This is a genomic window from Sphingobium limneticum, assembly GCF_008710165.1.
GTDB lineage: Bacteria > Pseudomonadota > Alphaproteobacteria > Sphingomonadales > Sphingomonadaceae > Sphingobium > Sphingobium limneticum.
The window spans coordinates 172,510-185,761 of sequence record NZ_VYQA01000002.1 but is presented as its reverse complement, the minus strand read 5'-3'; the positions used below and the strand labels follow the sequence as shown (position 1 = coordinate 185,761).

General features: G+C 64.7%; 10 protein-coding genes. 4 read left to right on the top strand and 6 right to left on the bottom strand.

Annotation, left to right across the window (positions count from 1 at the left end; all coding sequences use genetic code 11):
• Window positions 1–106: 106 nt before the first annotated feature.
• Both mfd and F4U95_RS02925 read right to left on the bottom strand, forming a co-directional pair.
• On the bottom strand, window positions 107–3,580 hold the full coding sequence (gene mfd, locus F4U95_RS02930; protein ID WP_150424510.1) for a transcription-repair coupling factor: 3,474 nt from the start codon (window positions 3,578–3,580) through the stop codon (window positions 107–109).
• A 137-nt stretch (window positions 3,581–3,717) separates the two neighbouring features.
• Window positions 3,718–3,984: an FAD assembly factor SdhE gene (locus tag F4U95_RS02925; RefSeq protein ID WP_150424509.1), complete on the bottom strand. Its 267-nt coding sequence runs from the start codon at window positions 3,982–3,984 to the stop codon at window positions 3,718–3,720.
• 86 nt (window positions 3,985–4,070) lie between these two features.
• Here F4U95_RS02925 and recG point away from each other — a divergent pair, with 86 nt between their 5' ends.
• Together recG and F4U95_RS02915 are read left to right on the top strand one after the other, a co-directional pair.
• Complete coding sequence (gene recG, locus F4U95_RS02920; protein WP_150424508.1) at window positions 4,071–6,134, top strand: ATP-dependent DNA helicase RecG; 2,064 nt, start codon at window positions 4,071–4,073, stop codon at window positions 6,132–6,134.
• A 162-nt stretch (window positions 6,135–6,296) separates the two neighbouring features.
• The gene (locus F4U95_RS02915) at window positions 6,297–7,388 is read left to right on the top strand and encodes a mechanosensitive ion channel family protein (RefSeq protein ID WP_170267467.1); all 1,092 of its coding nucleotides are present in this window, start codon (window positions 6,297–6,299) and stop codon (window positions 7,386–7,388) included.
• On the opposite strand, the gene F4U95_RS02910 is transcribed toward F4U95_RS02915, so the two are convergent.
• Window positions 7,360–7,713 carry a PilZ domain-containing protein gene (locus tag F4U95_RS02910; RefSeq protein ID WP_150424507.1) on the bottom strand — a complete coding sequence of 118 codons (354 nt, stop codon included), beginning with the start codon at window positions 7,711–7,713 and terminating at the stop codon, window positions 7,360–7,362. The two genes, F4U95_RS02915 and F4U95_RS02910, sit on opposite strands and share 29 nt — an antisense overlap.
• An 82-nt stretch (window positions 7,714–7,795) precedes the next feature.
• The gene (gene tyrS, locus F4U95_RS02905; protein ID WP_150424764.1) at window positions 7,796–9,028 is read right to left on the bottom strand and encodes a tyrosine--tRNA ligase; all 1,233 of its coding nucleotides are present in this window, start codon (window positions 9,026–9,028) and stop codon (window positions 7,796–7,798) included.
• Window positions 9,029–9,283: 255 nt separating this feature from the next.
• On the opposite strand from tyrS, the gene F4U95_RS02900 reads away from it, so the two are divergent.
• A complete protein-coding gene (locus F4U95_RS02900) occupies window positions 9,284–10,078 on the top strand; it encodes a prephenate dehydrogenase (protein ID WP_211363935.1) in 795 nt (264 codons plus the stop codon).
• A 96-nt stretch (window positions 10,079–10,174) separates the two neighbouring features.
• A complete protein-coding gene (locus tag F4U95_RS02895; protein ID WP_150424762.1) occupies window positions 10,175–11,260 on the top strand; it encodes an anhydro-N-acetylmuramic acid kinase in 1,086 nt (361 codons plus the stop codon).
• A 143-nt stretch (window positions 11,261–11,403) separates the two neighbouring features.
• Here the strand turns inward: F4U95_RS02895 and F4U95_RS02890 are convergent, their stop codons facing one another.
• Both F4U95_RS02890 and F4U95_RS02885 read right to left on the bottom strand, forming a co-directional pair.
• Complete coding sequence (locus F4U95_RS02890; protein ID WP_150424506.1) at window positions 11,404–11,949, bottom strand: DUF4136 domain-containing protein; 546 nt, start codon at window positions 11,947–11,949, stop codon at window positions 11,404–11,406.
• Window positions 11,950–12,007: 58 nt separating this feature from the next.
• Window positions 12,008–13,183 (bottom strand): vWA domain-containing protein, encoded by a 1,176-nt coding sequence (locus tag F4U95_RS02885; protein ID WP_150424505.1) that lies wholly within the window; start codon window positions 13,181–13,183, stop codon window positions 12,008–12,010.
• Window positions 13,184–13,252 lie beyond the last annotated feature (69 nt).

Below are 13,252 nucleotides of genomic sequence, written 5' to 3'. Positions count from 1 at the left end.
GAAATGTCGAGTAGGACAGAGGAAGATGTCTGCGCTCGGATAGCGACACGCGATCGGCTTGCGTCATAGGGAACATGGAGCGATAGGTTCACGCCATTGTCAGTTGTTACCCTGCTGCCTTCATCAGCCCCTTCGACAATTGCAGCGCGCCGTTGAGGCGGGCTTGCGGGTCGGGCCAGGCGCGTTCGACGACGATCTTGCTGTCGGGGCGCAGACGGGCCACGCCGTTGAGTTTCTGGACATAGGCGACGAGGCCGGCGGGCTTGGGGAAGCGATCCTCGAAGAAGCTGACCAGCGCGCCCTTCGGCCCGACGTCGATCTTCGAGATGTTGGCGATCAGGCAGTTTTGCTTGATCTCTATGATCTTGAGCAGGTTTTGCGTCGGCAACGGCAGCTTGCCGAAACGGTCGATCAGTTCGGCCGCGAAGGATTCCAAACCGTTGCGATCCTCCAGTTCGTTGATGCGGCGATAGAGGCCCATGCGGAGGTCAAGGTCGGGCACATAATCGTCGGGGATCAGGATCGGCGCATCGACGCTGATCTGGGGCGAGAAGCTGTCGCTGCGGCGCTCGATACCGACCCCGCCAGCCTTTGCGTCCATGATCGCCTCCTCCAGCATCGACTGGTAGAGTTCGAAGCCGACTTCCTTGATATGGCCCGACTGTTCGTCGCCGACGAGGTTGCCCGCGCCGCGAATGTCGAGATCGTGGGAGGCCAGTTGGAAGCCCGCGCCCAGCGTGTCGAGGTCGGAGAGAACCTTGAGCCGCTTTTCCGCCGTTTCGGTGATGATGCGGTTGGCGGGGGTCGTGAAATAGGCATAGGCGCGCGTTTTGGAGCGCCCGACGCGGCCGCGCAGCTGGTAGAGCTGGGCAAGGCCGAAACGGTCGGCGCGGTGGATGATCAGCGTGTTGGCGCTGGGGATGTCGAGGCCGGATTCCACGATGGTCGTCGATAGCAGCACGTCGTAGCGCTTGTCGTAGAAGGCGGACATGCGTTCTTCGACATCGGTGGCGCTCATCTGGCCATGGGCGACGATGGGTTTGATTTCGGGGACTTCGGTGCGCAGGAACTCCTCGACTTCTGTGAGGTCTGCGATGCGGGGCACGACGAAGAAGCTCTGGCCGCCGCGATAATGTTCGCGCAGCAAGGCTTCGCGGATCACCACGCCGTCCCAGGGCATGATGTAGGTGCGCACCGCCAGGCGATCGACCGGCGGGGTCTGGATGACGGAGAGTTCGCGCAGGCCCGACATCGCCATTTGCAGCGTGCGCGGGATCGGCGTGGCGGTGAGCGTCAGGACATGGACGTCGGTTTTCAGCGACTTCAGCCGTTCCTTGTGGGTGACGCCGAACCGCTGTTCCTCATCCACGATGACGAGGCCGAGGCGCTTGAACTCCAGCCCCTTGGCCAGCAGGGCATGGGTGCCGACCACGATGTCGATCGTGCCGTCGGCCAGACCCGCCTTGGTCGCTTTCGCTTCCTTGTCGGGGACGAGGCGGGAAAGGCGGCCGATATTGACGGGGAAGCCGCGGAAGCGCTCCTCGAAATTCATGTGGTGCTGGCGCGCAAGGAGCGTGGTGGGGCAGATGACCACGACCTGCATCCCCGCCATCGCCGCGACGAAAGCGGCGCGTAAAGCAACCTCGGTCTTGCCGAAGCCAACGTCGCCGCAGACGAGGCGGTCCATCGGCTTGCCCGATCCCAGATCCTCCACGACATCGGTAATAGCGCGGTCCTGATCCTCGGTTTCCTGATAGGGGAAGCGGTCGACGAAGGCGGGATAGCCGGCCTGATCGGGTTCAGCGACGGTGGCGGCGCGCAGGGCGCGTTCGGCGGCGGTTTTCAGGAGTTCGCCCGCGATTTCGCGGATGCGCTCCTTCATCTTCGCCTTGCGCCGCTGCCAGGCTTCGCCGCCCAGCTTGTCGAGGCTGACGCCTTCGTTTTCGGAGCCGTAGCGGGAGAGGACTTCGAGATTTTCGACAGGGACGTAGAGTTTGTCGCCGCCGGCATAGGTGAGCGCGACGCAGTCGTGCGGGGCCTTCGCCACCGGGATCTGGGTCAGCCCTTCATAGCGGCCGATACCGTGATCCATATGGACGACGAGGTCGCCGGGCGAGAGGGTGGCCAATTCCTGCAGGAAAGCATCGGCGCTCTTCTTACGCTTGGCGCGGCGGACGAGGCGGTCGCCCAGCATATCCTGTTCGGTGAGGACGGCGACGTCGGGCGCGGTGAAGCCATGGTCGAGCGGCAGGACGGTGAGCGTGACGCTGCCGTTCGCGGCGGTGCCCAACGCTTCCTGCCAGTTGTCGGCGGCGGCGAGGCGGGCGACGCCATGGTCGGCGAGCAGGCCCGACAGGCGCTCACGCGCGCCGCCGGAATAGCTGGCGATCACGACCTTCTTCTTGTCGCGGCGGAGCGTGGCGATGTGCTTGCCGACCGCTTCGTAGATGTTCGTGTTCTGCGCGCGTTCGGGGGCGAAGTCGCGGGGGCCATCGACGGAGAAGTCGAGGACGGTCGCGCTGTCGGGTTCATGGAAGGGCGTGGTGCCGTGCATGGGGAGCGTCGCGACGGCGGCGTCCCATTCGGCGGCGTTCAGGTAGAGCGCGTCGGGCTTTAGCGGGCGGTAGGAGCCGGGGTCGGACGATTTCGCCTGTACGCGGTTGGCGTGATAGTCGCGGATCGCCTCGAACCGGCTCTCCGCCGCGCCGGCGACGCCATGGTCGCGGATGAGGACGGTGCCGTCGCCGAGGTGATCGGTCAGGGGAACCAGCTTTTCCTCGAACAAGGGCAGCCAATGTTCCATGCCGGCCAGGCGGCGGCCGTCGCTGACCGCCTGATAGAGCGGGTCGCCGGTCGCGGTCGCGCCGAATGTTTCGCGGTAGCGGCCACGGAAGCGCTTGATCGTGTCTTCGTCCAGCAGGGCTTCCGACGCGGGGAGGAGGGTGAAGCCGTCGACATTCTCGATCGTGCGCTGGTCGGACGGGTCGAAGCGGCGGACGGTTTCGATCTCGTCACCGAAGAAATCGAGGCGCAGCGGCATCTCCTCGCCGCCGGGGAAGAGGTCGACGATGCCGCCGCGAATGGCGAATTCGCCCCGGTCATGCACCGTGTCGGTGCGGACATAGCCGTTCGCTTGCAGCATTTCGGCCAGCTTCTGGATCGCGATCCGTTCCTTGGGCGCGAGTTTGGCGACCAGTTGGCGGACGCGGAAGGGCGTCAGGGTGCGCTGGGTCATGGCGGCCAGCGTGGTGACGACCAGTTGCGGGCCTTTGGGCTTGGCCTGCAACGCGTGGAGGCCCGCGAGTCGGGCGGACGCGGCGCGGAGCGAAGGGCTGGCGCGGTCGTAGGGCAGGCAGTCCCAGGCGGGGATTTCGATGATTTCGATCTCCGGCGCGAAATAATGCGCCGTGTCCGCGACGGCGCGCATCAACTGCTCGTCCGACGCGATGAAGACGGCGCGGCCACCCGCAGCGCCGGCGGCGCGGGCGATGTCGGCCAGCAACCAGGGCTGGAAACCGGCGGGCACGCCCGACAAGGTGAGCGGCGCCTTCGCCTTCAGGATTTTCTGGAGATCGGTCATATCATTTCGCTCATCATTCCTCCCCTGCAAGGGGAGGGGGACCGCCGCAGGCGGTGGAGGGGTGTCATGCTATCGAGAGGTTGCTACCCCTCCGTCAGGGCTGCGCCCTGCCACCTCCCCTTGCAGGGGAGGATGTGTCAATTTTCGATCTTCACGAAATCGAGTTTCAGGAAACTGTCCATCATCGGGCCTTTCCATTCTTCGGGAACGGGGATGGTGCCGAGCGCCCAGCCGATGATGTCGGCATCCTGCTCCTCCATGAAGCGTTCGAACCAGGCGATGTCTTCCGGGTTCCATGTCGTGTAATAGCGTTCGAAGAAACCGCCGACCGTATAGTCCGCTTCCCGCGTGCCGCGATGCCAGGCCCGGAATTTGATGCGGCGCATCTGGGGATTGTCGTTCACAATTTGTTCCTTTTGCGGGCATGGCAAAATGGCCGATCGGGGATTTGTATGACCGCCCCGGCTAGGTTAGAGCGCAGCAGATAGCCATGCGACCCGATATTCTCAATCCGCTCTTTGCCGAAATATCCCTGTTCAAGGGGATCGGCCCCGCGCTTGCCCGTCCGCTGGAGCGGCTGGGGCTGGCGCGCGCGGCCGATGTCGCCTTCCATATTCCGGTCAGTTGGGTGGACCGGCACCTGACCGACGAACTGGATATGGCCGACGCGGGGCGGGTGATCGGCACGATGCTGACGCCGGTGGATTATAAGGCGAGCAGCAGCCCGCGCGCCCCGTTTCGGGTGCAGGCGATCGACAAGCGGGCTAATGTCGTGTCCCTCGTCTATTTCGGGAAGAATAGCGGCTGGCCGCGCAAGCTGTTGCCTTTGAACGAACCCAAATTCGTGTCGGGCAAGCTGGAGGCCTATGGCGACAATCTCCAGATGGTGCATCCCGACTATGTGCTGCCGCCCGAAGAAGCGGACACGGTGCCGGCGCGCGAATCGGTCTATGGCCTGTCCGAAGGGCTGACCAACAACCGGATGCGCGACATTGCGGCGCAGGCGCTGACGCGGGCGCCGGAATTGCCGGAATGGATCGAGCCGAGCTTGCTTGCGCGCAAGGGCTGGCCCGCGTGGCGCGAGGCGCTGGGGCGGGTTCATGCCGATCCGTCGGACGCCAAGGCGCGCGAGCGGCTGGCTTATGACGAGATTTTCGCGGGGCAGCTGGCGCTGATGCTGGTGCGGCAATCGTCGCGGCGGCGGCGGGGCGTGTCGATCCAGGGCGACGGGCGGCTGCGCGATATGCTCAAGCTGCCCTTCGCGCCGACGGGCGCGCAGCGGCGGTCGATCGGCGAGATCGAGGGCGACATGGCGCAGGCGACGCCGATGCTGCGCCTGCTTCAGGGCGATGTCGGGTCGGGCAAGACTTTGGTGGCGCTGATGGCGCTGCTGAACGCGGTCGAGGCCGGGATGCAGGGCGCGATGCTGGCGCCGACCGAAATCCTGGCGCGGCAACATTATGAGACGCTGCGGAAAATGGGGTCGGGCCTGCCGATCGAGATTGCGATTCTGACGGGGCGTGAGAAGGGCAAGGTGCGCGAGGCGACGCTGATGGGGCTGGCGGATGGGAGCATCGACATTCTCGTCGGCACGCACGCCATTTTTCAGGAAGCGGTGCAATATAAGGCGCTGGGTCTGGCGGTGATCGACGAGCAGCATCGCTTCGGCGTGGCGCAGCGGATGATGCTGGCGAGCAAGGCGGAGCGATCGCCGCATCTGCTGGTGATGACGGCGACGCCGATCCCCCGCACGCTGACGCTGACCTATTATGGCGAGATGGAAGTGTCGCGGCTGGACGAGATGCCGCCGGGGCGCCAGCCGATCCAGACATTGGTGATGGCCGCCACGCGGCTGGACGAGGTGGTGGAGGCGCTGGCCCGCCATGTCGAGGGCGGGGGGCAGGCCTATTGGGTGTGCCCGCTGGTCGAGGAAAGCGAGACGAGCGACCAGGCGGCGGCGGAAATGCGCGCGGAGTCGCTGCGTGCGCGGTTCGGGGAGCGGGTCGGCCTCGTCCATGGCCGGATGAAGGGACCGGACAAGGACGCGGCTATGGAGGCCTTTTCGGCCAATCGGACGCAGATATTGGTGGCGACCACGGTGATCGAAGTGGGCGTGGACGTGCCCAACAGCAGCCTGATCATCATCGAGGGTGCGGACCGGTTCGGGCTGGCGCAGTTGCACCAGTTGCGCGGGCGGGTGGGGCGTGGCGACAAGCCGTCTACCTGCCTGCTGCTGCGCGGCAATGCGCTGGGCGAGACGTCGCGGGCGCGGCTGGCGCTGATGCGGGAGACGAATGACGGGTTCCGCATCGCGGAGGAAGATCTGAAGCTGCGCGGCGCGGGCGAGGTGTTGGGCACGCGCCAGTCGGGCGAGGCGGAGCTGAAGGTCGCGACGCCGGAACATGTCGCCGCACTGGTGGATAGCGCGCGGGATGACGCGCATCTGTTGATCGAGCGGGACGGCGGACTGGACAGCGCGCGCGGGCAGGCGGCGCGGACGTGCCTGTATCTGTTCGAGAAGGATGCGGCTGTGGGGTTGCTCAGGGGGGGGTGACTTCGGCGCGTGTGTTCGATGGGGCGCTGACCCCCTCACCCAGCTCCGACTAGGCAGCAGGCTGCCAAGTCTGCGCATCCCTCTCCCCCATGGGGAGAGGGATGATGGTGAAACATCTCGCACTTGCGAAACAAACTGCGGCGCGCCTGCGTTGCCCCTGGCATGACCGATATCAGCCTAACCCACATCACGCCGATGGCGGTGATGTCGATCGCCATTTCGGTGGCTGCCGCGTTCCTGATCCATTGGGCGCTCTACTGGATCGCGCTACGGGTCGCGAAACATTCCAAGATCGAGCCGGTGCTGTTGCCCGCCATCTTTCAGCCGACGCGCTGGCTGGTGGTGTTGCTGGCGCTGGGGGCGGGATTCAAGTCGCTAGACCTGGCGCCGCGCACCGAGGATATATGGTCGATCGGCGGGCGGATGGTCTTCGCATGGCTGGTCGGATGGCTGGTGTTCCGCCTGATGCGCGCGGGCAAGGCGATGCTGGAGGTGCGCGCCGACATCAGTGTCGAGGATAATCTGAAAGCCCGGCGGCGGCGGACGAAGATCAGCATCCTCTATCGCATATGCCAATGTATCGTCGGGTTCCTGGTGATCGCGATGATGCTGATCGCCATTCCGGGTGTGCGCACGATCGGCGTGTCGTTGATGGCGTCGGCGGGTCTGGCAGCACTGGCGGTGGGCGCGGCGGCGCAGCCTGCGCTCAAGAACCTGATCGCGGGCATCCAGATGGCCTTTTCCGAACCGATCCGGCTGGACGATGTCGTCATCATCGAAGGCGAATGGGGGCGGATCGAGGAGATCAAGCTGACCTATGTCATCGTGCGCATCTGGGACGATCGGCGGATGGTGGTGCCGGTATCCTATTTTCTGGAAAAGCCTTTCCAGAACTGGACGACCAAGACGTCCGACCTGCTGGGCACGGTGTTCCTCTATGTCGATCCGACCGCCGATATCGAGCGGATACGTACGCGCTTCGTCGAGGCGGTGAAGGCGAACGGGCGCTGGGACGGGCGGGTGGCGATCCTGCAAGTGACGGATCATCGCGCCGATGCGCTGGAACTACGCGGGCTGTTGTCGGCGCGCAATGCGGGCATCGCGTTCGACCTGCGCTGCGAGGTGCGGGAAGTGATGCTGACATTCCTGCGCACCGAAATGCCCGAAGCGCTGGTCCGCGGGCGTCAGAAGCTGGAGGCGGAGGAGGGCTTTACCAGCCCCGCAATCACCATGCCGTCCGGCGCGGCGGGATGAGGCCGAGCATCGCGTCGTAGATTTGTGGCGTGATCGGCTCCAGAAATTCCATGCCGAGCCGGCCATCCTCGACCCAGCGGATCTCAGCCGCGATATCCTTCACGATCGGCAGCCAGACGCTGACCTGTTCGTGCGCCATGAAGCTGCTGTCGCTGCGGCACATCAGGCCGAGCGCGGAGATATTGATGATCCGGATGCCATGGGTGCGGCCGCCGGTGGTGATATGGCTGAGCATATCGACCAGATCGCGCGCCGCGCGCCGCTGATCGACCCCAGGGTCGCGGGAGCGCAGGACGTGGCCGAGATTGGCGAAGACGGACATGATCCATCCTCTACGCCTTCGAAAATGGATGCTTTACCAAAGAAGAGCGTTAACCGCCGGCTAACGCTCTTTCCCGATTCTGTGGTCAGGTGACGATCAGGCCGTGCTTCTTCGCGCCGAAGCTGAGCTTGTCGCCGGCCTTGAGCGTCGCGGCGGGATCGGTGACGACCTCGCCATTCAGCTTGATCGCATTTTCGCCCAGCTTGCGGCGCACTTCCTTGTTCGACGTCGCAAAGCCCAGGCCCGTGACGGCCTGCACCACGGTCAGGCCTTCGGCGCCCAGGCTGACGGTCGGCAGGTTGGCGTCCGACGCACCTTCTTCAAAGGTTTTGCGCGCGGTTTCTGCCGAAGCCTGCGCGGCGTCGAGACCACGGCAGAGCGCGGTGGCTTCGTTGGCGAGGATCTTCTTCGCTTCGTTGATTTCCGCGCCTTCCAGCGCGGCGAGACGGTTCACCTCGTCCATCGGCAGGTCGGTGAAGAGGCGCAGGCGATTGGCGACGTCGGCGTCGGCGGTGTTCCGCCAGAATTGCCAATAATCGTAATGCGAAAGCTGATCCTCATTCAGCCAGACGGCGCCGCCCACGGTCTTGCCCATCTTCGTGCCGTCGGCATTGGTGAGCAAAGGCGTGGTGAGGCCGAACACCTGTTGCCCATCGACGCGGCGCGCGAGTTCGACGCCGTTGACGATATTGCCCCACTGGTCCGAGCCACCCATTTGCAGGCGGCAGGCCGAGCGGCGCGACAGTTCGAGGAAGTCGTAGGCCTGGAGGATCATATAGTTGAATTCGAGGAAGCTGAGCGATTGTTCGCGGTCGAGCCGTGTCTTGACCGAATCGAAGCTCAGCATCCGGTTGACCGAGAAATGCTGGCCGATGTCGCGCAGGAAGGGGATATATTCGAGGCGGTCGAGCCATTCGGCATTGTCGAGCATGATCGCGTCGGTCGGGCCGCCCTCTTCACCTTCAGGCGCGAAGGTCAGGAAGCGTTCGAACACGCGCTTGATGCTCGCGACATTGTCCGCGATGATATCGGTCGTCAGCAGCTTGCGCGCTTCGTCCTTGAAGCTGGGATCGCCGATCTTGCCGGTGCCGCCGCCCATCAGGACGATGGGCTTGTGGCCCGCCTTCTGCAATTGGCGCAGCATCATGATCGACACCAGATGCCCGACATGCAGCGACGGCGCGGTCGGATCGAAACCGATATAGCCCGGCACCACCTGCTTGCCGGCAAGGGCGTCAAGCCCCTCCGCATCGGTCATCTGGTGGATGTAGCCGCGTGTTTCCAGCAGGCGGAGGAGATCGGACTGATAGTTGCTCATGGCGCGGGCCTGTAGCATCGCGGCCGGGCGACGAAAAGGCTTCGCGTTGACATGGTTCGCCGAACGGCCTAGCCCGGCGGCCATGGCCAGAAACCCCCTTTCATTTTGCGCCCTGTTCCGGAGCTATTACCGCCGCTGACATAAGCGGTGGGTTTCTTGTCGTCCTTTCAACCGCTGCGCCAATCAGCGGTTGATCCTGAAAAATCCCTGACCAAAGATTTGCGCGGCTCTCTTCAAAAAGAAGCGAGGCTTTGCGTGATCCTGTTTTCCCCTCCTGTCCGGCCCAGCTTGGGCATTATCGGCCTTGGCGCCTTCGGGCGGTTGATGGCGGAGTATCTGGCGCCGCATGTTGCGGTGCTGGCCCATGATCCGCGGGCGGTTGAGATGCCGGTGGGTGTCGAGCCGGCGTCGCTGGCGCAGGTGAGTGGGTGCGATATCGTGATATTGGCGGTGCCGGTGGCGGCGATGCGGGCGGTCTGCCGGGAGATGGCACCGTATCTGAAACCCGGCGCGCTGGTGATGGACGTGGGGTCGGTGAAGGTCGAGCCGGCGGCGATATTGCGGGAAGAGTTGCCCGCGCATGTCGACCTGATCGCCACTCATCCCTTGTTCGGGCCGCAGAGCGTGGGGCAGGGGATGGCGGGGTTGAAGATCGTGCTGTGCCCGTTGCGGGGGACGAGGGCGCGACGGGTGGCGACTTTCCTGCGCAGGGCGTTCGGGCTGGCGGTGCTGTTCGCCACGCCGGAGGAGCATGATCGCGAGGCGGCCTTCACCCAAGGGCTGACGCACCTGATCGCCAAGGCGATGCTGCGGATGGAGCATCTGCCCGAGCGGATCACCACGCGCAGTTTCGACCTGATCCGGCAGGCGGTGGAGATGGTGCGCCATGATGCGGTGGGAGTGAGCCGGGCGATCGAGCAGGCCAATCCATTCTCGGCGGAGGCGCGGGATTGTTTCTTCGCGGAGATGGAGGCGGTGCGGCTGGAGTGCGAGGCGCCTTCCCTCCCGGCCGTTCGGGCTGAGCTTGTCGAAGCCTGGCAGTTTTCATAAGGAAGTACGGCCCTTCGACAGGCTCAGGGCGAACGGGAGGGGAAGTCATCCCGTTCATCTCCGCTTTGATAAGGATCATCCGTGACCAACGCCCCCATGCTCGCCATCGGATTGATGTCCGGCACTTCGCGCGACGGGATCGACGCGGCGTTGATCGAGACGGATGGGGAAGGGGTGACGCGGCCGGTCGCTTTCCATGCCATGGCCTATGATGACGGGTTCCGGTTGCGGCTGGCCGAGGCGTGCCAGAGGGCGATGGCGATGGAGAAGCCGGGCTTCGAACCGCTGATCGCGTCGGTCGAGGTGGAATTGACCGAACGGCATGTGCAGGCGGTCGCGGACCTGCTGGGGCGCAGCGGGCATATTGCCGAAGATGTGGGCGTTATCGGCTTTCATGGCCATACCGTCGCGCATCGGCCCGAATGGGGCTGGACCTGGCAGATCGGCGATGGCGCGGGGCTGGCCGGCGGGTTCGGGATTCCGGTCGTGGCCGACCTGCGCAGCGCTGACGTCGCGGCGGGCGGGCAAGGCGCGCCGCTGATGCCGGTCTATCATCGGGCGCTGGCCGACGGGCTGGTCAAGCCGGCGGCGATCCTCAATCTGGGCGGGGTGGCGAATATCAGCTTCATCGGGTCGGACGGGACGCTGATCGCGTTCGATACCGGCATGGCGAGCGGGTTGATCGACAATTGGATGCAGACGCATGGTGGCGCGGCCTATGATGAGGGCGGCGCCACGGCTGCGCGGGGGCAGGTCGATGCGGCGCGGCTGGCGGCGATGATGGCCGATCCCTGGTTCGCCGTGCCGCCGCCCAAGAGCATCGACCGCGAGCAGTTCAGTATCGAGGCGGTGCGGGGGCTGAGCCTGGAGGATGGCGCGGCGACTCTGACCGCTTTCACCGCTGAGGCGGTGGCGCGGGCCGTGGACCATTTGCCCGAGCGGCCGGCGCAGATCCATGTCGCGGGCGGCGGGCGGCATAATGCAACGCTGATGGCGATGCTGGCGGCGCGGACCGGGGCGCAGGTGTTGAGCGTCGATGGCCTTGGCTGGGATGGCGATGCGCTGGAGGCACAGGGTTTCGCCTATATGGCGGTGCGGCATTTGCGGGGGTTGGCGATCAGCTTTCCGGGGACGACCGGGGTGCCGGAGCCGATGACCGGCGGGGTCTTGTTTCGGGCTTAACTTCGCATATTTCCCGCCGGATGCGACATTTCGTTATGCCGGGCTGATCCTGTCGGGAAGTCCCGGCGCAGGCCGGGGTCCAGTTGAAGCCGTGGGACTGGGCCCCGGCCTACGCCGGGGAACGAAAATGGTGGAGTTGGCGCTCAGGGTACGCCGATGACGGCGTCGGATTGGGCCGGATATTGGCGCAGCAGGGCGGTGGAAAGGTCGGCCGCGATATTGCCCGGCGTCGCGGAATTGCGGACCGTTACGGCGGAGCCGCGCCAGATCACGTCCGTTTCGCCGCGTTTGCGCAGGGTCATGTCGAGTTGGGTGCGTTCCAGGGCCACGCGGCGGGATTTGCCCGATGGCACCTGTATCTTGACCGCCGATCCGACCCCGCTCCTCAGGCCGCCATTCTCGATCTTCGGGCCTGTGGTGGCGACCTTTGCGTCTACGGTCCCGACCTGCGTCACTGACACTGCGAGATCCATCGTGAAAGCGGCGTGGCCGGCGCCGTCCAGCAGGGTGAAGCCCTTGTCCGCCAAAGCGCTGGCGGTGGCGTCGCGGAACAGGTCTTGCCCTGCATCGATGCCGTTTGCCTCGACGGCCATGGTGCCTTCGGTGGGCGGAGCGGCGGCGAGCGCGGCGGCTGGCGTCAAAGCGAGGAGGGCGAAGGCTGCGCGGGCTGCCTGTTGGCGGGTGAACATGGCGAACTTCCTCCGGAAAACGGGTCTGGCGGGATATAAGTTGTTGGACGGCAAGCCGCTACCGCTTGCGCGTCAATTCCCGCATCGCGGCGTCAATGCCCTCGATCGTGAGGGGGTACATGCGGTCGTTCATCAGGTCGCGGATCATCTGCGTCGACTGGCTATAGCCCCAATGCGCCTGTGACGCGGGGTTGAGCCATACGGTGGCGGGATAGGTGCGGGTGACGCGGTCCAGCCAGACGGCGCCGGCTTCTTCATTCATATGTTCGACAGAGCCACCCGGATGGGCGATCTCATAGGGGCTCATCGCCGCGTCGCCGACGAAGATCACCTTATAGTCATGGCCATATTTGTGGAGGATATCCCAAGTCGGCGTGCGTTCCGAAAAACGGCGGCGATTATCCTTCCACACGCCTTCATACAGGCAATTATGGAAGTAGAAAAATTCCATATTCTTGAATTCGCCGGTCGCGGCGGAGAAAAGTTCTTCGCACAGGGTGATGAACGGGTCCATCGAGCCGCCGACGTCGAGGAAGAGCAGCAGTTTCACCGCATTATGGCGCTGCGGGCGCATACGGATGTCCAGCCAGCCCTGCCGCGCGGTGCCGCGAACCGTTTCGTCGAGGTCCAGTTCGTCCGCCGCGCCCTCCCGCGCGAAGCGGCGCAGGCGGCGTAGCGCCACCTTGATGTTGCGGGTGCCGAGTTGTTTCATGCTGTCGAGGTTCGCGAATTCGCGCTTTTCCCAGACCTTGATCGCGCGCTTGTGCCGGCTTTCGCCGCCGATCCGGATACCCTCCGGATTATAGCCGCCATGGCCGAAGGGAGAGGTGCCGCCGGTGCCGATCCATTTATTGCCGCCCTGATGCCGCTCCTTCTGTTCCTCCAGCCGCTCCTTGAGCGTTTTCATGATCGTGTCCCAGTCGCCCAGCGACTTGATCTGCGCCATATCCTCCGGGCTGAGATATTTTTCGGCGACGAGACGCAGCCATTCTTCGGGAATGTCGGCTTCGAGGCCGTCCTGATCGAGCACGCCCTTGAAGACTTTGGCGAACACCTGATCGAAGCGGTCCAGCAGCCCTTCGTCCTTCACATAGGTGGCGCGGGCGAGATAATAGAAATCCTCCGGCCGGCGGGCGATGACGTCGCGGTCCAGCGCCTCCAGCAGCAGCAGATGCTCCTTGATGCTGGCGTTGATGCCGGCGGCGCGAAGCGCGTCGAGAAAGTTGAGCAGCATGGGTCGCTTGTCGGCCAGCGGCAGCGGGGATGCAAGCTGCTGCGGCGAGCCGGGATTGTCCGAATATTA

Coding starts and splice junctions, on each gene's coding strand:
- mfd (WP_150424510.1), bottom strand. CDS start 3,580: ATGACCGATCTCCAGAAAATCCTGAAGGCGAAGGCGCCGCTCACCTTG.
- recG (WP_150424508.1), top strand. CDS start 4,071: ATGCGACCCGATATTCTCAATCCGCTCTTTGCCGAAATATCCCTGTTC.
- F4U95_RS02915 (WP_170267467.1), top strand. CDS start 6,297: ATGACCGATATCAGCCTAACCCACATCACGCCGATGGCGGTGATGTCG.
- tyrS (WP_150424764.1), bottom strand. CDS start 9,028: ATGAGCAACTATCAGTCCGATCTCCTCCGCCTGCTGGAAACACGCGGC.
- F4U95_RS02895 (WP_150424762.1), top strand. CDS start 10,175: ATGCTCGCCATCGGATTGATGTCCGGCACTTCGCGCGACGGGATCGAC.
- F4U95_RS02890 (WP_150424506.1), bottom strand. CDS start 11,949: ATGTTCACCCGCCAACAGGCAGCCCGCGCAGCCTTCGCCCTCCTCGCT.
- F4U95_RS02885 (WP_150424505.1), bottom strand. CDS start 13,183: ATGCTGCTCAACTTTCTCGACGCGCTTCGCGCCGCCGGCATCAACGCC.